The sequence below is a fragment of the Chlorogloea sp. CCALA 695 genome (assembly GCF_003003885.1).
In the GTDB taxonomy this organism is placed as follows: Bacteria; Cyanobacteriota; Cyanobacteriia; order Cyanobacteriales; family Chroococcidiopsidaceae; genus Aliterella.
Genome location: NZ_PVWN01000028.1, coordinates 23,367 through 45,015, shown reverse-complemented (window position 1 = coordinate 45,015; position 21,649 = coordinate 23,367). Strand labels below are relative to the sequence as shown.

At 41.6% G+C, this 21,649-nt stretch carries 19 protein-coding genes and 1 tRNA gene; 10 read left to right on the top strand and 10 right to left on the bottom strand.

The genetic code is table 11. The annotated features are described in order from the left end of the window. Positions 1-77: 77 nt before the first annotated feature. On the top strand, positions 78-569 hold the full coding sequence (locus tag C7B70_RS14950; protein WP_233220947.1) for a helix-turn-helix domain-containing protein: 492 nt from the start codon (positions 78-80) through the stop codon (positions 567-569). Positions 570-706: 137 nt separating this feature from the next. Here the strand turns inward: C7B70_RS14950 and C7B70_RS14945 are convergent, their stop codons facing one another. Continuing rightward, positions 707-3,175: an ATP-dependent Clp protease ATP-binding subunit gene (locus tag C7B70_RS14945; RefSeq protein ID WP_106369821.1), complete on the bottom strand. Its 2,469-nt coding sequence runs from the start codon at positions 3,173-3,175 to the stop codon at positions 707-709. Between the two features lie 189 nt (positions 3,176-3,364). Then, a complete protein-coding gene (locus C7B70_RS14940) occupies positions 3,365-4,063 on the bottom strand; it encodes a pirin family protein (RefSeq protein ID WP_106369820.1) in 699 nt (232 codons plus the stop codon). Positions 4,064-4,222: 159 nt separating this feature from the next. Between C7B70_RS14940 and C7B70_RS14935 the strand changes: the two genes are divergently transcribed. Beyond that, positions 4,223-4,831 carry a nitroreductase family protein gene (locus C7B70_RS14935; protein ID WP_106369819.1) on the top strand — a complete coding sequence of 203 codons (609 nt, stop codon included), beginning with the start codon at positions 4,223-4,225 and terminating at the stop codon, positions 4,829-4,831. Positions 4,832-4,849: 18 nt separating this feature from the next. After that, positions 4,850-5,722, top strand: a complete 873-nt coding sequence (locus C7B70_RS14930) for an SMP-30/gluconolactonase/LRE family protein (protein WP_106369818.1) — start codon at positions 4,850-4,852, stop codon at positions 5,720-5,722. Between the two features lie 7 nt (positions 5,723-5,729). Here the strand turns inward: C7B70_RS14930 and C7B70_RS14925 are convergent, their stop codons facing one another. Next, the gene (locus C7B70_RS14925; RefSeq protein ID WP_106369817.1) at positions 5,730-6,176 is read right to left on the bottom strand and encodes a MarR family winged helix-turn-helix transcriptional regulator; all 447 of its coding nucleotides are present in this window, start codon (positions 6,174-6,176) and stop codon (positions 5,730-5,732) included. A 29-nt stretch (positions 6,177-6,205) separates the two neighbouring features. Continuing rightward, positions 6,206-7,042, bottom strand: a complete 837-nt coding sequence (locus tag C7B70_RS14920; protein WP_146134060.1) for a hypothetical protein — start codon at positions 7,040-7,042, stop codon at positions 6,206-6,208. A 337-nt stretch (positions 7,043-7,379) separates the two neighbouring features. Between C7B70_RS14920 and C7B70_RS14915 the strand changes: the two genes are divergently transcribed. The 4 genes from C7B70_RS14915 to C7B70_RS14900 are packed head-to-tail and all read left to right on the top strand — an operon-like array spanning position 7,380 to position 11,488. Beyond that, entirely contained in the window at positions 7,380-8,390 is a 1,011-nt protein-coding gene (locus C7B70_RS14915; protein ID WP_199192282.1) for an iron ABC transporter substrate-binding protein, read from the top strand. Continuing rightward, positions 8,387-9,994: an iron ABC transporter permease gene (locus C7B70_RS14910; protein WP_106369814.1), complete on the top strand. Its 1,608-nt coding sequence runs from the start codon at positions 8,387-8,389 to the stop codon at positions 9,992-9,994. Before C7B70_RS14915 ends, C7B70_RS14910 begins: the two co-directional genes overlap by 4 nt. 11 nt (positions 9,995-10,005) lie before the next feature. After that, a complete protein-coding gene (locus C7B70_RS14905; protein ID WP_106369813.1) occupies positions 10,006-11,019 on the top strand; it encodes an ABC transporter ATP-binding protein in 1,014 nt (337 codons plus the stop codon). Between the two features lie 10 nt (positions 11,020-11,029). Continuing rightward, a complete protein-coding gene (locus C7B70_RS14900; RefSeq protein ID WP_106369812.1) occupies positions 11,030-11,488 on the top strand; it encodes a hypothetical protein in 459 nt (152 codons plus the stop codon). A 4-nt stretch (positions 11,489-11,492) separates the two neighbouring features. Here the strand turns inward: C7B70_RS14900 and C7B70_RS14895 are convergent. Beyond that, positions 11,493-11,565: transfer RNA gene (locus C7B70_RS14895), tRNA-Ala, on the bottom strand. A gap of 76 nt (positions 11,566-11,641) precedes the next feature. Here C7B70_RS14895 and C7B70_RS14890 point away from each other — a divergent pair. Continuing rightward, the gene (locus C7B70_RS14890; RefSeq protein ID WP_106369811.1) at positions 11,642-12,454 is read left to right on the top strand and encodes a rhodanese-related sulfurtransferase; all 813 of its coding nucleotides are present in this window, start codon (positions 11,642-11,644) and stop codon (positions 12,452-12,454) included. Here C7B70_RS14890 and C7B70_RS14885 read toward each other — a convergent pair. From C7B70_RS14885 to C7B70_RS14865, 5 genes are read right to left on the bottom strand one after another with little or no spacing between them, the layout of a single operon-like run. Further along, positions 12,438-13,106: a class I SAM-dependent methyltransferase gene (locus C7B70_RS14885; RefSeq protein ID WP_106369810.1), complete on the bottom strand. Its 669-nt coding sequence runs from the start codon at positions 13,104-13,106 to the stop codon at positions 12,438-12,440. The two genes, C7B70_RS14890 and C7B70_RS14885, sit on opposite strands and share 17 nt — an antisense overlap. Further along, a complete protein-coding gene (locus tag C7B70_RS14880) occupies positions 13,106-15,937 on the bottom strand; it encodes a methyl-accepting chemotaxis protein (protein WP_106369809.1) in 2,832 nt (943 codons plus the stop codon). The genes C7B70_RS14885 and C7B70_RS14880 overlap by 1 nt, the downstream gene beginning before the upstream one ends. 34 nt (positions 15,938-15,971) lie before the next feature. Then, a complete protein-coding gene (locus tag C7B70_RS14875) occupies positions 15,972-16,451 on the bottom strand; it encodes a chemotaxis protein CheW (RefSeq protein ID WP_106369808.1) in 480 nt (159 codons plus the stop codon). A 3-nt stretch (positions 16,452-16,454) separates the two neighbouring features. Then, positions 16,455-16,817 carry a response regulator transcription factor gene (locus C7B70_RS14870; protein WP_106369830.1) on the bottom strand — a complete coding sequence of 121 codons (363 nt, stop codon included), beginning with the start codon at positions 16,815-16,817 and terminating at the stop codon, positions 16,455-16,457. Positions 16,818-16,845: 28 nt separating this feature from the next. Beyond that, positions 16,846-18,162 carry a response regulator gene (locus tag C7B70_RS14865; RefSeq protein ID WP_106369807.1) on the bottom strand — a complete coding sequence of 439 codons (1,317 nt, stop codon included), beginning with the start codon at positions 18,160-18,162 and terminating at the stop codon, positions 16,846-16,848. A 596-nt stretch (positions 18,163-18,758) separates the two neighbouring features. Here C7B70_RS14865 and C7B70_RS14860 point away from each other — a divergent pair. Then, positions 18,759-19,553, top strand: coding sequence for a PP2C family serine/threonine-protein phosphatase (locus C7B70_RS14860; protein ID WP_106369806.1), 795 nt, complete (start codon positions 18,759-18,761; stop codon positions 19,551-19,553). Positions 19,554-19,557: 4 nt separating this feature from the next. Further along, positions 19,558-21,645, top strand: a complete 2,088-nt coding sequence (locus C7B70_RS14855; RefSeq protein ID WP_106369805.1) for a tetratricopeptide repeat protein — start codon at positions 19,558-19,560, stop codon at positions 21,643-21,645. Positions 21,646-21,649: the final 4 nt, after the last annotated feature.

The following is a 21,649-nucleotide window of genomic DNA, read 5'->3' as shown; positions in this document are numbered from 1 at the left end:
CGTTTATACAATAGAGTGGTATGACAAAAACTGGCATAGCTTGATTTTGCGAAAGTAAGATTAGGCCTTCCTCAGTCATGGGAAAAATTTTAATGACGAGTAATACACTTTACCGCAATCTATTCATTCCTACAGAGGGTGAAGCCCAACTTGCTCAAGAGAGCAGCCGCATTTTAGCTTCTCATAGTCCTCACCATCGTTCTACTATTGAGCTTAAAGTTGCCCGTGATGACAATAGCGAACAAAAAGTTGTCATTCCTGCGGCTGCTTTTCATCTACTTGTAGATATCTTGTCTCAAATGGCTCAGGGAAACGCTGTTACTCTCATTCCCATTCATGCAGAATTAACTACCCAAGAAGCCGCAGAGATCCTTAATGTTTCGCGCCCTTTCCTCATAAAACTAATAGAGACAGGTGAAATTATTTGTCGGAAAGTAGGACGACATCGCCGTATCCGCTTTGAAGACTTGATGAACTATAAACAACAGATTGATAGCGATCGCATCCAAGCTTTGGATGAGTTGGCATCTCAAGCTCAACAGCTAAATATGGGTTATGACGAGAGTTAAGGCAATTGAGTATTCAGGACAAAGCGATCGCGCATTATTTGACCGACTGCTGAAGTGCAAAGTCTTTACTAATTAAAAAAGCGCACATCCCTAAGAATGTGCGCTTTAACCTGGTATTGCTACCAAGGTTTAAAGTTTTATGAGATAGAAGCAAGTACCAATTCTGGTTTTTCAGATTTAGTTACTTTCACTTCACCGCCAATGACATCAACGATCGCATTGTCGCCAAGTTTGATTTGTCCAGTTAGCATTGCTTCCGCTAAGGAATCTTCCAACAAGCTCATAATTGCTCGGCGCAATGGTCTAGCACCGTAGCTAGGACTGTAGCCTTGCTCTACTACCAATTCCTTAAAACTGTCAGTTACTTCTAGAGTCATTCCTTGTTCAGCTAACCGATTAGCAACTTCAAGTAGCAAAATGTCAGCGATTTGCTTGATTTCTGTTTTCTTCAGTTGTGTAAAGACAATAGTTTCGTCTAAACGATTGAGAAACTCAGGACGGAAATAGTTTTTGAGTTCTTCATTGACTAACAACTTGATGCGGTTATACTGAGTCTCTGCGCCATTTTCGGCAAACTCAAAGCCAATTCCACCGCCACCTTTTTCGATGACTTTAGAGCCGATATTAGAAGTCATGATAATCAGTGTGTTTTTAAAGTCCACTGTCCGACCTTGGGCATCGGTAAGTCTACCATCATCTAATAGTTGCAACAGCAGATTGAATACATCAGAGTGAGCTTTTTCAATCTCGTCAAACAAGATGACGCTATAAGGCTTGCGTCTTACGGCTTCAGTCAACTGTCCGCCTTCGTCATAGCCGACGTAACCTGGAGGCGAACCAATCAGCTTAGAAACTGTATGGCGCTCCATGTATTCCGACATATCTAAGCGAATCATCGCTTCTTCCGAACCAAAGAAGTAAGCAGCTAAAGATTTTGCAAGCTCGGTTTTACCAACTCCTGTAGGTCCAGAAAAGATAAAACTAGCAATTGGTCTATCAGGACTTTTTAAGCCGACTCTAGCTCTACGAATTGCCCGTGAAACTGCTGTAACTGCTTCCTCTTGACCAATTAAACGTTGGTGCAGAGTGTCTTCTAAGTGTAGTAAAACTGTAGACTCAGACTCGGTTAGTTTGTTAACAGGTACGCCTGTCCAAGAAGCAACGATATGGGCGATCGCTTCTTCATCAACCGTAGTTAATACAGCTTGCTTATTTTCTGAAGCTGCTTTTATTTTCTCCGTTACCTCAATTTCGCGATCGCGCAGTTGTCCGGCGACTTCAAAATCTTGGTCTTTAACAGCTTTTTCTTTATCTTTGGTGATAGTGTCGAGTTCTTGCTTTAACTCTTTGACTTCTGGAGAAGTATTACTACTAGCCAAGTGAGCGCGAGAACCTGCTTCATCAATCAAGTCTATGGCTTTGTCGGGTAAAAAGCGATCGCTTATATAACGATCCGAAAGCTTGGCGGCGGCAAAAATTGCCTCGTCAGAAATCTTGACTTTGTGGTGCTGTTCGTAAACCGAGCGCAAACCATACAAAATCTCAATGGTTTCTTCTACCGAAGGTTCGCCTACCATAATTGGCTGAAAACGGCGCTCTAAAGCTGCATCACGTTCAATGTGCTGGCGGTATTCGTTAAGAGTAGTTGCACCCAAACACTGAAGTTCGCCTCGTGCTAAAGCTGGCTTGAGAATATTCGCCGCGTCCATTCCACCTTGAACCGATCCCGCACCTACTAAGTTATGTACTTCGTCGATCACTAAGATGATATTTCCCGCCGCGCGGATCTCCTCCATAATTGCTTTGATACGTTCTTCAAAGTCTCCGCGATGGCGAGTTCCAGCGACTAACGAACCAACGTCAAGGCTAAATACTTGCTTATCCTCTAAAATGTCAGGAATATTTTTGTCAACAATACGCTGCGCTAGTCCTTCGGCGATCGCAGTTTTACCAACTCCCGGTTCGCCAATTAGTACGGGGTTATTCTTCGTGCGCCGTCCTAATATCTGTACTGCACGTTCGATTTCTTTATCTCGTCCTACTACGGGGTCAAGTTTGCCCTCGGCGGCTAGTTTGGTTAAATTTGTCCCAAACTCCTCTAAAGTAGTAGTCTTGCCTGCACCACCTCGGTTTGTAGAGCCTTGAACGTTACCTCTATTAGCGCCAACGGGCTGCTTTTCTAATTCACTCAAAACGGCGCTACGAGCTTGTGCGGTGTCAACGCCCAAGTTTTCAATTACTTTTATGGCTACGCCTTCGCCATCTTCAATTAGTCCTAAAAATAGGTGTTCAGGAGCAATAAAGTCGTCTCCTAGTTGACGCGCTGCTTCAAAGGATTTATCAAATACGCGCTTCATTTTGGGAGTAAAAGGAATCTCTGCACTGACGAAGCGCGAACCTCGACCAATAATTTTTTCTACTTCTACTCTGGCATTTTTGATGTTGATGCCCAAATCGTTCAATACTTTGGCTGCAACGCTCGTATTTTCGCCAATCAATCCTAAAAGCACTTGCTCGCTCCCCACGAGATTATGTCCCAAGCGTCGTGCTTCTTCTTGGGCTAGCATTATTACCTTAATAGCTTCTTTACTGAAGTGTTCAAACATCGTGGGTTGCCCTCTTTTGGCTGAATAGAGCGGATGAGATACTCTCACCCATTAAATAAACTTTTGTGTACTTTCTTGCTTTAATGTATCTATCTCCAACTACTTTTGGCAGTAGTGAGAGCCGTATTTGCTTAGGTGTACTTGCCGTCAAAGCTAGGGGCGGTAAGCAGTAACGCCCCTATTCGTTTATCAAACTAAGTCAAACAGTAAGATTTCTGCATCGGTATTGGTACTGATATTGAGCGATTCAGAATCACTAACAGCGATCGCATCTCCAGCAATAAGGGCGCGATCATTTACCTGTATTTCTCCACTTGCTACTTGCAACCAGGCGTGACGATGGGGTTGGAGATTGTGAACAATGCGATCGCCATTCCTTAAAACTGAGGTATACAAATCTACATTTTGATTAATTTTTACCGCACCTTCACGTCCATCTTTTGCCGCAATTAACCGCAACTTGCCTAGCTTTTCGTCTATTGGAAAGTTGCGTTGCTCGTAACTTGGCTCAATTCCCGTTGTATCGGGCAAAATCCAAATTTGCAATAAATGAACAGCCTCGGTTGTAGAGTTATTAAACTCGCTATGAGTAATTCCTGTACCCGCACTCATTCTTTGAGCATCTCCGGGTTTAATTACTGCTCCCGTACCTAAACTATCTTTGTGTTCTAGCGCTCCTTCTAAAACATAGGTGATAATTTCCATATCACGGTGACTGTGAGCGCCAAACCCTCCGCTTGGAGCAATCCAATCTTCATTAATTACCCGCAAATCACGAAAGCCCATATTTTTGGGGTCGTAATAATTGGCAAAGGAAAATGTATGGTAACTGTCTAACCAGCCATGATTAGCATGACCTCTTTGATTGCCTGGTCGTAGAGTAATCATATTATGTCTGCTCTGTTCAACTATATTTAGTTTAACATTAAATTATTTAATGTTAGAGTGATAAAAGCCGTCAAAAAGCATCGGTAAATACTACATAATGCAGGCGATAAGTTGATACGAGATCAACAGGATTGAATTATATTCAGGAGTAAAAGTTTGATGAACGATAAGTTAGCCAACACTCAATACACAATCGAAGATTCTTTGCGTAAACGTTGGAGTCCTTTAGCTTTTAGCGATCGCCCAGTGGAAACAGAAAAGTTACTAAGTGTGCTGGAAGCAGCACAATGGGCGGCTTCTTCTTACAACGAACAACCTTGGAGCTTTATTATTGCGACGAAAGAAAACCCTGTTGAATTTGAGCGTTTACTTAGCGTGCTTGCGGAAGGAAACCAAGAATGGGCGCGGAATGCTCCAGTATTGATGCTTACCGTTGCCAAACTACATTTTGAACGCAATGGTAAAGAAAATCGTCATGCTTTTCATGATGTGGGCGCATCTTCTGCGAATTTGGCGATTCAAGCTGCGGCATTAGACTTATTTGTACATCAAATGGCAGGCTTTGACGTACTAAAAGCAAAAGAGATTTACAAGATTCCTACTGATTATGAACCTGCAAGTGCGATCGCTCTTGGCTATCTTGGCAATGCTCAAACTCTATCAGAATCATTGCAACAAAGAGAACAAAATCCGCGCACACGCAAGCCTTTAGACAAGTTTGTTTTCTCTAACAGTTGGAATCAACCAGCACCAGAAGTTACAAATTAATAGAGAGCTAAAAAAGTAATGAATGCAGCCAACTCGCCAAAAAATATTCTCGAAGCAAGAGCGCGGTTAGGAGAAATCCCCTTTTGGCATCCTGACGAGCAATTGTTGTATTGGGGTGATATTTACAACCATCGCGTCCACCAGTTTAATCCAACTACGGGGGCGACTCAATTTTTTGATGTAGGTGAAGTTGTCGGCAGCATAGCACCCGCCGGAATCAATCGCCTAATTATCGGTCAACGCCACCGGATTGCTTTTTTGGATACTATTAGCGGTAAAGTCACGCCGATTTTGGATATAGAAAATAATCCTGATATTCGTTTTAATGATGGTAAGTGCGATCGCGCTGGGCGTTTTTGGTTTGGTTCAATGAGTAGTAGTGGTAAGCCTCAAGGTAGTTTATATCGTTACGATCTTGACGGTTTACACATATTACAAACAGGACTAACAATATCTAACGGTTTGGGGTGGAGTCCAGACGACAAGACTTTTTATCTGACAGATTCGCCGCTTAAAACTATCTATGCTTACGATTTTGACTCGCAAAGCGGTAGTCTTAGCGATCGCCGGGTATTGATAAATTTACAAGCTGAATCATTTTTCCCCGATGGTTTGACGGTAGATAAAGATGGTTGTATTTGGTCAGCAATGTGGGACGGGTGGTGTATTATCCGGTTTGACCCCCAAGGTAAAGAGATGATGCGGGTAATGATGCCTGTACAGCGTCCGACTTCCTGCACTTTTGGTAATCAAGACTTGGGGACGCTTTATATTACAACTGCTTCAGTGGGTTTGAGTGAAATAGAAATTGACAAAAGTTTTTATTCTGGAGACTTATTTAGCCTGCAAACTAATACTTCGGGTTTGCCTGCAAGTCATTTTAAAGAGTGACAAAGTTTTATTCTTGTTTACCTAACTTCTTGCACAAGCGCCCTAGTTCGGCTTGCTCTTCTAAGCTCAAAATACTCATTTGCTGCAAAATTGCCTCTACATGAGCCGGGAATAAGTCGCTAATTAGCTGTTTGCCTGCGGGGGTAAGGGATACAGATATACATCGGCGATCGCCTACTTCGCGATCGCGCTTTACCAACTGCCGTTTTTCTAAGTTATCTATTACTAAAGTAATATTCCCGCCACTTTTAAGCAATTTTTCTGCTAAGTCGCGTTGGTGCATTGCCCCTAAGTGAAACAATGCTTCTAACACGCCAAATTGAGTAACCGTCAGCTTGGAACTTTCTAAATGACGATGGAGGCGATGGGACACGGATTCTGTTGCTCTAACGAGCTTGATGTAAGCATTTAAAGCTGTAACTTCCTCCGTTGTACCTAAATATCGAGTTCCCATTAAATATTTTTACATTGAATAATTCAATGTTAATTTAAAACTTTGCTTTCTGTTGATTCAATCGGGCTAGGGTATTTATTCCAGATAGTCACCACCGTACCTGTACCTTGTTTATTCGGTGCTAAAGCTAAATAGAGAATAGGAGAATTATCTTTAGGAATTAGTTTGTAAAGTCCACCACCTGCGGCATAAGTACCGGAAGGTTCAACATTAAAATTGGCGATCGCTAATTTCAACCGAAAAAACTCATCAAACACTGTATCGGGGCTTTTATTAGGAATTTGAGCAACTTTACCCACAATATCAGGGTGTAGCTTACCATTAGGCTGCGTAAACATTTCAGCCTCCGCTATGATTTCGCTGGGTTGTTCTACAACTTGCCAACTAGGATCGACGGGTATGCCATTAATTGACTTGGTTGCTATGGTTACGGGGCTAGGAGACACCAAAGGAATAGCTTGAGGTGGCGGGAGTAATTCTTGATTTTTTGTGTCTAGTTCAATATCCGTCGCTGGCGGTAAAGAATTGACGGAGACAGGTGTTACAGGCTTTTGAGGAGTGGGCGCAACAACGGGGCGAGGAGATTTTGTAACGATTCGCGGTGTTGGTTTTGTGGCTACTACTCTTTGCTGTGATACTAGGGGGCGACTAGCTACAGGTGTTGGTTTTGTTTTAGCGATTGTACTTACAGGTGTTGGTCTTGGTGTTACCGGAGTTAGCTTAACTAATTGGGGCTTTTTCGTTGGTTTAGGTGTATCTGTTGCAGGAATTGGCATCACCAGTAGCAAGCCATGCAAGCCTAACGAGGCTAACCACATTGGTTTCCACATCTTATTTAAGGGTGGCAGATTTTTAAGGTAAGTCATGTAATTAATTCTTCCCTACTTGTACTACACCAAGCTTTGAACTCGCTTGCAACCAAGTTTTCCTAACAGCAACAGGCTAATTGTAAAGCTTAGTCATAATTATTTGCAATAACATTCAGCTAAAGATTGTTTTTAATCACGGCAAATTAAGCACTTAACAATATTTTGCCTTACTTTATAATTAAAATGATTTGCAAAAACTTCTTAAATAAGTTGTCTAATTAATGGTATTTTTTTGAAAGCAAAGCTAACGTCTGTCGGGAAAAGCTGGTAGTAAGAATTGCTTAGCCAAATCCGCTCGAAAAGATGTTTAGTTACATATATGAGGATAAAGTTGGTGGTTAGTTCGTTAGGGAAAATTTCTGCCCTCATAGCTTTGGTAGTTGTAGGTGGGGGTATAGCTTTTAGTAGTCAAGCAGCACAACAAAAAACGCTGACTATTTACTCTGGTAGAGACGAAAAATTGATTGGGCCCTTAATTGCCAAAGCTGAGAAAGATTTAGGGATGGATATTGAGGTACGATACGGCGACACAGCAGAACTTGCGATCGCATTATTAGAAGAAGGCAAAAACAGTCGCGCGGATGTATTTTTTGGTCAAGATGCGGGGGCTTTAGGTGCTTTAGCCAAAGAAAAACGCACATTACCGATTTCTAATACCTTACTTGCAAAAGTAGAGCCACAGTTTCGCTCCTCGGCGGGACAATGGATCGGCATTTCAGGACGGGCGCGAGTAATTGATTACAATACAAAGCTAGTCAAACCCAGTGAGTTACCGACATCTGTAGCCCAATTAACTAATCCTAAATGGCGCGGTAAAATAGGTTGGGTCCCTTCAAATGGTTCTTTTCAATCCTTTGTTACTGCTATGCGCTTGCTAGAAGGCAACCAAAAGACTTTGGCATGGTTAAAGGCAATGAAAGCTAACGGGACAAAAGATTATGCCAAAAATGCCGCGATCGTCGAAGCAGTAGGGAAAGGCGAAATTTCTTTAGGATTAGTAAACAACTACTATCTCTATCGGTTTACCAAAGACAACCCCAAGTTTCCTGTAGCCCATCACTATACCCGCAGAGATGCTGGGGCAATGGTAAATGTAGCAGGTTTAGCAGTATTAAATACTACCGATCAAAAGAGCGACGCTGACAAGTTTGTAGCTTATATGCTTACTCCCAAAGCTCAAACTTATTTTGCCCAAGAAACTAACGAATATCCGTTGGTAAAAGGCATCCAAGCATCGCAAAAACAAATTCCTCTCAGTCAGCTTAAGCCACCCAAAGTTGATTTGAGCAACTTGTCTGACTTACAAGGGACTCTAGCATTACTTCAAGAAGCAGGGGTACTTTGAGGCGTAATGCTTCTAGTCCACCGTTATTTTTAGTTGCGATCGCTACAATTACAGCGATCGCAATTATTTCGCCTTTGACTTATTTAGTAATTAGGACGGCGGGTGTAGGTACAGAAAAGCTAATTAACTTAGTATCTCGCCCCCGTACCTTAACTGTATTGTTCAATAGTGCAGGGATGGCAGCAGCCGTAACCTTATTTAGCGCCTTAATTGCCGTACCTCTAGCTTTTTTGACTTTACAAACCGATCTACCTGGGCGAAAGTTTTGGTTAATTGCAACTACCTTACCTCTAGCTGTACCTAGCTATGTAGGTAGTTTTGCCTTAATTGCGGCTTTTGGGCCCAAAGGTAGCTTGTTGCAAGTATGGTTAGAACCTCTAGGAGTAACCGAATTACCGGAGATTTACGGCTGGTTTGGGACTATTTTGGCACTGACGCTGTTTACCTATCCTTATCTGCTTTTAAGTGTCCGGGCGGGGTTAATGTTAATCGATCCGGCGACAGTAGAAGCGGGGAGGAGTTTGGGTTTAAATCAATTCAATACCTTTTTCCGCGTTGTATTACCACAGTTACGCCCATCGATAATAGCTGGCGGTTTGCTGGTGGCTTTGTATGCTTTAAGAGATTTTGGTACGCCTTCATTGATGCGGTTTGATGCTTTTACGCGGGTAATTTTCCTACAATACAAGTCAAGTTTCAATCGAAACCAAGCGGCGGCGCTGGCTTTATTATTGGTTGCTTTGGTGTTGGGGATTTTGTGGCTAGAGTATAAAGTGCGATCGCGCGCTGCTTATTACAGTCGCAATTTATCAATAGTGCAGTCACCTGTAATTGTAAAACTGGGCGCAAGTAAAGTAGTTGCTTTATTATTTTGCGCGATCGTTGTTAGTCTCAGCTTAGTTTTACCAGTTGGGGTGACAGTGTTTTGGTTATGGCGAGGCTTGACAAGTAGCAATACAGCCTACGGTGCAGTTTCATGGAATGCGATCGCGCAGCCAGCCCTTAATTCAGTTGCGGCGGCGGGTTTTACAGCAGTAATTGCGACTATTTGCGCCATCCCTGTAGCAATATTAGCGGTAAGGTTTCCTAGTCGTGTAACTACAGCTATAGAACGGTGTAGTTATATTGGTTTTGGTTTACCAGGAATTGTAGTAGCCATATCTTTAGTATTTCTAGGCTCTCAATATTTGCCTTGGTTGTACCAAACTTTGCCGATGCTAGTATTTGCTTATTTAGTGCTATTTTTACCTCAATCTGTAGGCACAATTAGAAGTTCACTGTTACAGTTGCATCCACAGTTAGAAGAATCAGCAAGGCTTTTGGGGCGTACTCCTTGGCAGACATTGAAAGAAATTACTTTCCCTTTGGTGCGTCCTGGGGTGTTGAATGGGGCGGTTTTGGTATTTTTGACCGCAATTAAAGAATTACCCGCAACGTTGCTCTTAGCCCCGATTGGCTTTGATACTTTGGCAACAGAGATTTGGAAAGCTACAGAAAATGTATCTTTTAGCGATGCGGCGGTGGGATCATTGGCAATGCTTGTAGTTTCTATGGGTTCAACTTTGCCTGTGTTGTTGCACGAGCAGAAAACGAGCCAAAGATAGGAGACAAAATTATGGAGAAAATTTTACAGCTTGATGGGGTGAGTAAGTGGTTTGGCGAAAGTCAAGCAGTAGCAGACGTAAGTTTGAACTTACCTCAAGGAATACTGGCTTTACTTGGTTCTTCTGGTTGCGGAAAAACTACTTTACTAAGGTTAATTGCTGGATTTGAGCAGCCGCAAATGGGAAGTATTGAAATTGCTGGGCGCAAAGTTGCCAGTAATAATTGTTGGATTCCGCCAGAACAGCGCCGTTTAGGGATGGTATTTCAAGATTATGCTTTGTTTCCACATCTAACCGTCGCCGAGAATGTGGCTTTTGGGTTAAAAAGGCAGGATAAAGAAGCGGCTAAACGGTTAATTGAATTAGTAGGGCTAACTGGGCTAGAAAAACGATATCCTTATCAGTTATCGGGAGGACAGCAGCAAAGAGTAGCTCTTGCTCGTGCTTTAGCGCCTCAGCCGCCGTTAGTGCTGCTAGATGAACCTTTGAGCAATTTGGACGTGCAGGTAAGGCTGCGATTGCGAGAAGAAATTAGAGATATTTTGAAAGCGACGGGAACATCGGCGGTGTTTGTCACTCATGACCAAGAAGAAGCCTTAGCGATCGCTGACCTCGTAGCCGTCATGAGCAAAGGTAAACTAGAACAAATAGGTACGCCGCAAGAAGTCTATACGCAGCCCTCCTCCCGGTTTGTAGCAGAATTTGTCACCGGAGCTAACTTTATCCCCGCCGAGCGTCAGGGGCAGTTGTGGGCTACGGAAGTAGGCTGTTTTGCGGCGGCGGATGCTGGGCAAAAAAAAGTAGAATTAATGATTCGTGAAGAAGATTTGCTGATAGAACCGACAGAATCGGAGGCGGTGGCAGTGGTTCACAATCGGCGCTTTTTGGGGAGGGAGTATCGCTACTGTCTGCTTACGCCTTCAGGAAAAGAACTACACGCCCGAACAGCTATTAGCCAAGTGGTTCCGGTAGGTGCGAAAGTAAAGTTAAATGTAGCAAGTACAATAAAAATATTTCCTGCTTAATTGCTTAAATATGAGCAAATCTCTAGACATAAATCTCTCTACACAAATCGCCGAACAGATTGGTAGTAAGGCGCATAAATGCTTCGATAATGCTTATCAAGCAGCCTTACTAGATAATAATTATTTGTACGTTCAAGGCTTTTTAGTTGTAGGAATTGAGCCTTATTCGATTATGGAATATGGCTGGATTGAGCTTGACGACGAAATTATCGATCCTACTTTTGTTTCATTGAGTTTAGATGCTCAAAATCTCTACTATTTTCCGGCACAAAGCTTGAAAGTTAAACATCTTAAAGCCATCGTTGATGAATCGAAAGAAGATTATCCCGAAGATGACCCTTTGCCTATTTATGGCAATGCGCCTTACGAATACTACGGCGAAATTATGCTAGGTGGTAAAGAATACTTAGCCGCTTACCAAGCTGCCGAAGTAAAGTGTAGAGAATTATCGCAGCTTGACAGTAACTAGATAATGGAGGTTAGCGGACTCGAACCGCTGACATCCTGCTTGCAAAGCAGGCGCTCTACCAACTGAGCCAAACCCCCCTGTGGCAGATTGTATTATAGTTGATAGCGATCTTTTATTCAATGCTGCTAAAAATATCTCAATTTGCGCCTAGAAATGACTCATATTATTGCTTCCTTTTATAAATTCGTACCTTTGCCAGACTTTGCAGACAAGAAACAACCCCTCTTGTCTTACTGTCAAGTTCAAAATGTTAAAGGTTCAATTCTTCTAGCCGCCGAAGGAATTAACGGCACAATTGCTAGTGTCTCCAGAGCAAGCATTGATGGAGTTGTGTCTTTTTTACGTTCTGACTTGCGCCTAAAAGACTTAGAGTATAAATTATCTTCGGCTCAAACTCCGCCTTTCGAGCGAATGAAAGTGCGCTTAAAGCGGGAAATTGTCACCCTGGGATTACCAGTAAATCCAATTCAGCAAGTAGGTACTTATGTGACTCCTACTGAATGGAATGCGTTAATTAACGATCCTGAAGTCACAATCATTGATACCCGCAACGACTACGAAGTAGATATTGGTACGTTTAAAGGAGCGCAAAACCCTAATACTAGCTCCTTTAATCAATTTCCTGATTATATCGAGCAACATCTAGACCCCGCCAAACATAAAAAGGTTGCCTTATTTTGCACGGGTGGGATTCGCTGCGAAAAAGCTTCTTCATTATTGTTATCAAAGGGTTTCGAGGAAGTGTACCATCTAAAAGGCGGTATTCTCAAATATCTCGAAGAAGTCCCCACTGAGGAGAGTTTATGGCAAGGGGAATGTTTTGTGTTTGACGAGCGAGTAGCCTTGCAGCATGGTTTACAGCCGGGGAATTATCGATTGTGTCGCAGTTGTGGAAATCCCGTCGCGCGATCGCCTAATAATGAAACTATAGCCTGTCATCATTGCTCAACTAAGGAAGTTTCCTAGCCAAAGTCAAACCATCGGCGATCGGTACTAAGCTAAGATTGATGCGTTTGTCTTGATGCAGTTTTTGATTAAAGTCCCGAATTTTATTAGTCCGATTATCTTGGATATTTGGGTCTGCAACCCTTCCTGACCATAGTACATTATCAATTGCAATCAATCCCCCAGGGCAAACTAATTGCAAAGCTTGCTCGTAATAAGTATCGTAATTACTTTTATCTGCGTCAATAAAGGCAAAATCAAAGCTGTCAACTTCCCCATTAGCTATTAACAACGCCAGAGTATCTTGGGCGGGAGCGAGATGCAGGTCAATTTTATCTATTACCCCCGCTTTTTGCCACCAATGACGAGCAAATTCTGCATATTCTTGGTTTATTTCACACGCCACCACTTTACCGCCCTGGGGCAATGCCAAGGCGACCACCAGCGCACTATAACCCGTAAACACTCCTATATCTAAAGTTTTTTTAGCGCCAATTAACTGAATTAACAACGCCATAAACTGCCCTTGCTCCGGTGCAATCTGCATTTGAGCCATAGATTGACTGGTGGCGGTAGCTTGCCTAAGTTGAGCTAATACCTCGGTTTCTCGTAAAGAAACAGCAAGCAAGTAATTATAAAGCTGCGACTCTATCCCTAAAGTTTGATTAGCCATTAATCTTTGCGGACTTTAAAAGCACCCACCGAAGTTTGCAACTGCTGCGCCACCTCTACCGTGCGTTTAAGAGACTTCGATACTTTGTGCGAAGAGGCGGCCGTTTCCTCGGAATTAGTAGCCAACGCTTGCATTAACTGAGTTACAGCTTGAGCGGTTTTCGCTTGCGACACTGTAGAGTGAGAAATTACTTGGACTAATTCATCAATTTGGCGCGATACCTGTAAAATTTCCCCTAAACTTTGCTTAGTATTTTCTACAAGATGAGTCCCTTCATTTACTTGGGTACTACCTAGTTGCATGGCTCTAACTACTTCGCTAGTTTGCTGTTGGATATTTTCTAGCACTTGCTCAATTTCTTTAGTTGCGGCGGCGGCTTTAGTTGCAAGTTCCCCAACTTCCTCGGCTACAACTGCAAAACCTCTCCCTTCTTCCCCCGCACGAGAAGCTTCAATGCTGGCATTAATGGCGAGGACATTAGTTTGTAAAGCTATCTGGTTAATTAAAGTTGTAACTTTAGAAATTTGCTGAGATGCTTGACCTAGATTTTTAACTTTTTTAGCAGTTTGGGCGATCGTATCGCGCAAATTTATAATACTAAATACTGTGCGCTCCATTGCCATTTCTCCAGCTTGGGCGCTAGTTGACGCTTTATGGGCTACTTGTGCTGCAAGTTCGGCGCTATCTGCTACTGATTGGATAGATAATGTCATTTGCTGCACCGAATCAAGGGTACTAACAATTTCTGTATTTTGTTTCACCGCTTCGTCCGCAAGCTGACGAATTGCGCCTTCGTTTTCATTAATAGAAATATTAACTTTATCGGTTGCGTGTTTTACTGAAGTAACAATTTCTCGCAAGCTTTCAATGATCGCATTGAAAAAATCAGCCACAGTCCCAATTTCTCCTGTCGTAACTTCCGCCCTTACTGTCAAGTCGCCTCTAACGGCTCCTTCTACCTCACTAAGCAAATTTAATAATTGATTTTCTAGTAATTCTTTTTGTTCTCGCTGCTCCACAGACATTACTTCGGCAGAAGTTCGAGCTTTTTCTACTTGCTCTAATAAATTTGCTTGATCTAAAGCAAAGCCAATTTGCGCCGCCAATTGTGCAAATAAATTAATTTCTGACTCTTGCCAGTTGCGAGGTTCTGAGCAATGATGAGCAATTAATAAACCAAGCAATTGCTGATCTTTAAGTATTGGTGCAACTAAATTTGCTTTAACTTTAAATCTTTCTAAAGTATTAATATGGCACTCGGTAAGTCCAGCATGGTAAATATCATTAATTCCCCGCACCCGACCATTTTGATAATTTTTTATATGTTGTTCTTTAAAACAAGGATCGTCAATAGTTTCTTTTAAGGCTTCCGGCCAACCAGGTACAACCGATTCTGCTACTACTGTACCGCTCAAGTCAGAGTTAAAACGGTAAATAACCACGCGCTCAGTGTGCATAATTTTTCTCACCTCCCGCACTGCCGTTTTCAAAATATCGTCTAAGTTCAAAGAGCGGCGAATGCGTAAAGTAGTATCTGTAAAGGTTTCCGCCGCTTCTGTTGCTAGTTGTTGTCTGGTTAAAAGATTTTGCAGTTGTTCTGCCATGCCATTGATATTAGCGCCCAAAACTGCTAATTCATCCGAGCCTTTAACCGCCAAGCGCGTATCTAATTGTCCTTCCCCTAGCTGACGCACGGCTTTTGAGGCTGCCATTACTGGGCGCAATGTTCTACTTACTAGCTTTGTGGCGATCGCGGCTACAATAAGTGCGATCACACCTGTGGCTACGGCTAAGGTTATTATTGAAACATCACGAGTGCGGCTGGCAAATAAGGCATCTTCATCTTGAGTAACTAAGACACTCCAGTTTAGTTGGGATGCTCCGGCAAACTTGCCTACAGGAGTATAAGATATTAAATACCATTTCTGCTCTAATAAATTTTCCTCTACAACGCTACTAACACCTTTTACTTGTTGTAATTGAGCCGCTACCTGGGGGAAAATGCCTTTAACATCTTTACCTATATAGTCAGTACGATTTGTAGGTGCAACTACAATTTTACCATTGTCATTAACTGCAAAATATTCTTCTGATACATAGCCATTAATGCTTTGCGTTATTTCTTTGCTTTCAGCTTGAATAATATTATTAAAATATTTTAAAGGAGTACGCGATCGCACCACAGCAATTGTCTCTCCTGTGCGCGTATTGATGACGGGCGCGGCTACAAATATTGAATATTCCCCAGTTGCTAACGATCTTCTAGGGGGAGTAATTACCGGGCGGTTAGTTCTTTTAACTTCTTGAAAATAATTAATCTCTTGATAATTAACTATAACTGCCCCTGCCGACTGCAATATAACATTTCCGTCTAAATCGATAACTGCAACACTGTCATAGGCAGGATTATCTTTAATATAACGTTCTAATATTGCTTGCTTTGCTCTAGTGGAAGTTGTGGCTCTAGTTGTCGAATTATTAAGAATACTTAGTTGCGATAGAGTTTGAATATCTTGGTATTGTTGAACTATAAATCGATTTATTTGGTTAGATAAAGTAATCGCTCTAGCTTTTTGTTGCTGGTGTAAGTTTTCGCTAATTTTTTCTGTCGTCACATAGGTTGCTATCCCCCCGATTAAAATAACTGGCAATACACTTAAGGCAATTGCTAAGGCTGTTGCTTTTGTTTTTAAACTTAATTTTTGCCGGAATTTTGAGCGATTTGTTTGCGGTATTTTAGCTTTCCATAACGTCGAAGGATTATTTAAACTTGGGCTATTTTTCTCCGGAGATTGCTCAACTAATGATTTAGGCTCAAATTTTGTACTCATGATATCCTCAAATTAATATTTTTTGACCCCGCTACTAGGGTTCTAAATTAGGCGAATTAACGATTTTTTCTGCATCCAAAACTATTAAGGTTTCATTCTCTTGAGCAATACAGCCACTTATATAAGGAGCAAGGGTGGCAAATATTTCTGTTGATGCTTGGCTGTTTTGGTGGGGAAAATACTTTACACCTTCAACCGATTGTACAGCTAGCGCCAGCTTAACTTGTTTGACATGAATAATTATTATTTGGTACTGGCGATCGCTAGATTCACTTGCTGGTAATTCTAGTAGCTGAGCTAAATTTACTACCCACAGTACCCGACTGCGCCGATTCAACAATCCTAATACGCATTCTGGCATATTGGGCATTGGTGAAAGGCGACTCGTAGGAACAATTATTACTTCCTGTGCATACTCCATTAACAATAAGGCGGGGGTTTGTCGATTCAAGTAAAAACTTAAATAGCGATCGCCTATCGGCTTTGTTGACGGCGCAATTTGAGAACTATTCATTAATTAACCCACCACCGATTTAATTACCAGTAGCAATTGTTCTTTTGTAAATGGCTTTGTTACATAAGCATCTGCACCTTGCTTTTTTCCCCACAATTGGTCTATTTTGCCAGATTTTGAACTGCAAATAATAATTGGCACTTGCTCGGTAGCTGGATTACTTTTAAGTTGACGACATAATTCAAACCCACTCATTCCTGGCATGACTACGTCAGTTATAATTGCATCAGGCTGTTGTTTTATTGCCTCAAATAAAGCATCTTTAGCATTATCTGTCATGATTACTGTGTGACCGCCATCGCGCAAGTATCCAGCTATCAAATCTAATAGACTTCGCGTATCTTCCACTAATAAAACTGTACTCAAAATTCTTGTCGCCCTCTTAATCGTTTTATTAAGATAAATGCCTAAATACAATTTTTAATAAGTCGGCTTGAGCAAAGGGTTTAGTTAAATAGCCTGATGCTCCTACCATTTTAGCTTTAACTCTATCTATAATCCCGGTATTTCCCGTTACCATAATAATTGGTGTAGTTTTAAAAAATGAGTGATTTCTTAATAAGCGACATAGCTCATAGCCATCTATTCCTGCCATTTTTACATCTAACAATATCAAGTCTGGCTTAAGTCTAACTATCTGCATCAAAGCTTTAATTGGATCGCTAATTGTAGAGACAGCAAAACTTTCATCATCTAGAAAATAGCTAATTTCTCTTAACATTGCTGGGCTATCATCTACGCAAACAATTTTATAGGTTTTTTTATTTGTTTGTGTTTCTGGTAGATTGTTAATTGGTTCTACCACAATGTTTACCCTTGGAGGATTTGGCGGCGAAATTTCTGGTAACTCAGGAGATGATGGAGCTAAAATAGCAGTAACGCTTTTATTAGCAGTAATTTCTAATGGTAATAAATAATTTTTTGTTGGTTCCTTTGCAGACTTAACAAAACTTGGTAAACAATCAAAAGGTGCAGAGGGAGGTTGTAGTAGTATGTTTCCTGCCTTAATATAGGGATACAAGCTTTGGGCTAAACGAAGTTCGTCTTGATTGAGTAAAATCGCTAAATGACGAAAACTAAATCCTTTTAAAATTGCTGTTAGTTTTTGGCGTAATTCTGAAGTCAACTTTTGATTTAGAGAAGAAGAAGCTAAGTAAGGACATTGATATGGTGAGCTTAATTCCGGTGCTAGAGATTGCCAAGCTTGCAACTGCTTTTGAGCATATTTAACTAAGCTTGATAAGTCAAGCTTAGTTAAATAGGAAGTTGTTTCTGGAAAACTATGTAACTCATAGCTACCTTGTTCAACTAATAAAAATGATTCTATTACTTCTTTAACTAACCCTTCAATTAAAATTTTTGCTTGATCTTCTGTTAAATGCTGACGCTCAATTAACCAGCAAATAGCTTGATACTCAGAGTTTATATTTAATTGCTCTCCGCTTAAATCGTTTTCAAACATTAACCTCAGCTTGGCACGAGTTTCACTGCTTAAAGAGGGCATTCTAGAAGCTAGGCGACGCAAATGACAATCAAGACGATCAAAAGGTTCTACCGAATGAGAAGCATAAGTTATTTTACCGTTTTCTAGATAGATTGACCAAGCAACTGAATTGCTCACTACTTTTAGGTGCGCGCTATCGTAAGAATTAGATAAATGAGTTAACAAACTGAGCGGGCGTAGTTTTTGAAAGGTTCCACAGCTAGTCATTTAGCACTTGTTCCTTAAGCAAATTTTAATAAGATCAAATTTTATGAAATCCCAAAAGTTCATTAAATTAAACTATAAGTTTAACTATCTCAATAAGCTTAAACTTATTTCAACCCCATCGATCTTATTATTAACACTTTTAGTCAAAGCTACAAATAATTAAGAATAATCCATTATACAAATAATTTTAGAACGAGATTTGCTAAGTGCAACATCCAGCAGAAACTTCGATATTTTTGTTGTCACCTTTGACAGCTTATTTGTATAAAAATATACAAGCTACTGGTTAATATAGCGGAGATCGCCGCTAGGAACACGGCAATAGATAGTTAAAGCAGCAAAAAAACAGACTTATTTATCTTAAACTTAGCGTTTGAAGGAAAATTGTTTCTATTCGGCGATTAAATATATGGTGTAAAGTGAAAGTAGTCCGTTCACTCAATACAATTGTCTGTACAACTAGATAGCAGAGCAACTTGTAGACTCACTAACGCTAAATATAGTTAGAATCGGTAAAGAAGATAATCTCAACATTGTCAGCTAAAAACTATCGTGGCTACCCCCTGCTACTAAATGCAAGTGGATACTAAGCAAAAATGCAGACAGACGAACCGATATCTCAAAACGTAGATTGCTGGCGGGTAGTAGCAGCTTCAGTGCTGGGAAAAAGCCATGAAAAAGTAAAACAACATTGTCAAGATGCTCATCATTGGGAGCTATTGCCAGAAGGGGTATTAGTGGCGGCGGTAGCCGATGGTGCGGGTAGTGCAAGTTTGGGAAAAATAGGAGCGATTGTCGCTTCTCAAACCGCCGTCGAAACAATCCGCTTGCAGTATGGAGTTCAAGACGCTGAGGAGGAGGACGATCAAAAATGGCAATTACTGCTAACTAACGCCCTAGAAGCGGCAAAAAAAGCGGTAGAGGAAGAAGCGATCGCCTGTAAAGTCACCTCAAGAGAATTAGCTACTACTTTAATTATTGTTGTAGCTACGCCAAATCTAATCGCCGCCGTCCAAGTAGGTGATGGTGTAGCTGTAGGGTGCGATCGCACGGGAAACATAATCTCCCTCACCACACCGCAGCGAGGAGAATACGTTAACGAAACAATTTTTTTAGTTTCCCCCAACGCTTTGGAGAATATTCAAGTAAAAGTCTGGCGTGGAGTTGTAGCTAATATTGCCATGCTATCGGACGGACTGCAAATGTTAGCTTTAGAAATGAGTGGAGGTAAACCTCATGCACCCTTTTTTTTCCCGATGTTTAAATTTGTCGCTGATGTAACTAGCCCCACAGAAGCTCAAGAGCAATTAGTAGCATTTTTGCGATCGGAACGTATTAGCACGCGAACTGATGACGATCTAACACTTTTACTGGCGACTATAGTGAACTAATGCCATGAGGTTAAAACGTCAACTAGACACCCAAATTATTACTATAGACCCCACCTCAAGTCTAGGACATGGAGGCGAGGCAAAAGTTTATAGAGTGCCGCAAGATGAAACTCTAGTGGCAAAAGTTTATCACAAGCCCACCGAAGCCCGTGCCAATAAGCTAATGTTGATGCTGGCTAACCCGCCAGACAACCCCGCCGCCAGCAAAGATCATATCTCTATTGCTTGGCCTGTAGACGTACTGCGGACAACTGATGAAAAACAAAAAGTAGTGGGCTTTTTGATGACGCGAGTTAAAGAAATGCACTCGCTGTTAGACTTTTACAATCCAAAAACCCGTCGCCAAAAAAGTCCCTTTTTTAACTATCTTTATTTACATCGTACCGCTCGCAATCTTGCCGCCGCCTTTGGCGCACTTCACGCTCGCGGCTATTGTATTGGCGATGTAAACGAATCAAATATTTTAGTTAGTAACACAGCTTTAATTACCTTAGTAGATACTGATTCGTTTCAAGTCACAAATGAACGTAATGGCGAAATCTACCGTTGCGCTGTGGGTAAGCCAGAATTTACCCCTCCCGAACTCCAGGGGCAGAGTTTCGCCCAGCTAGATCGCCACCCAGAACATGATTTATTTGGGCTGGCAGTTTTAATATTTCAGCTACTAATGGAAGGTACACACCCCTTTGCAGGCGTGTATCAAGGTAGCGGTGACGCACCACCCTACGAAACTCGAATAGCTGAAGGACACTTTGTTTATAGTCGGCGGCGCGTACCTTACTTGCCTACTCCTATCGCTCCTAAGTTCGAGTTATTGCACCCAGCTTTGCAACTGCTATTTATCCGTTGTTTTGAAGAAGGTCATCACAATCCGCAACTGCGCCCGACGGCACAAACTTGGCAAAGTGCGCTGAGTGTTGCTGAACGCGATTTAATTACCTGTAAAGTCAATATTCATCATCTTCACGGCAAGCATTTGAGCTATTGTCCCTGGTGCGAAAGAACTCTTAGGCTCAATGGGCGAGACCCCTTTCCTTCCACTCAAACAGTGCAAAAAGGACAGCACTTACAACCCGTTAAAAGACCTAAGCCTACCCTTGTATTGCCAAAAAATCAGGTGGCAGCGAGTTTTTATCGTCAAGCTCCCACTGCCACAATTAGTCGCCAGTACCGCCACAAGCAAAGATTTAGTACAGCAATGTTAGGCGCTGTTGGTGTAGGAGCGAGTGGACTATTTGGGTTAATGCTGATAGTTAAAGACTTTAAACTTTCCAGCAAAATTAGCTCAACTCTTTTTCCGGCTCACGAAGAAGTTACGACTTATAACCCAACCATAGATTCTAATCAGGCTTCTAAGTATCTTTATCAAGGAAGGATATCTTCTAAATATGAAGACTATGACGGAGCAGTAGAAAACTTTGATCGCGCTGTAAATCTTAACCCAAATGATCCTCAAGCTTATGTCGAGCGTGGGAATGCGCTTTATGAAAATGCTCAAAATAGCGGCAATCCTGACGAAGAATACAAAATAGCGATTAAAGATTTTAATAGCGCTCTCAAGCTCAATCCTAACGAAGCAGAAGCCTATCTTAGTCGAGGAATTGTTCGTTATGAGATGGCAGAATATAGCCCCAATGCTAAAAACGAATATAAGGCGGCGATCGCCGATTTTAATCTAGCCATTAATAAAAATCCTAATAATGCAATTTCTTATGTCAAACGCGGCATTACCCAGCGTAAATTAGCCCAAAATAGTAGCGACTCTAATCAAGGTGATCAAAAAGCCCTTAAAGATTTTGAGTTTGCACTGCAATTAGATCCCCAGTTGGCAGAGGCGCATATAGAAAAAGGCAATGTGTTGTACGAATTAGCTAAAAGCACTGGGAAAGGCGAAGTTAATTATTGGCAAGCGATCGCAAGCATCCAAACGGCAGCCAACCTATTTCTTGCTCGTGGCGATTTCCCCCAGCGCCAAGCAGCTTTAGATCATCTTGGTAATATCTGTTTAGAAATAGAAAGTGGTTGCAAAGCGTTATTGAATAACTCCCAAGCACCCGGTTTTGCAAAGCCGCAACAGGCTAAGACAAAATAAAAGC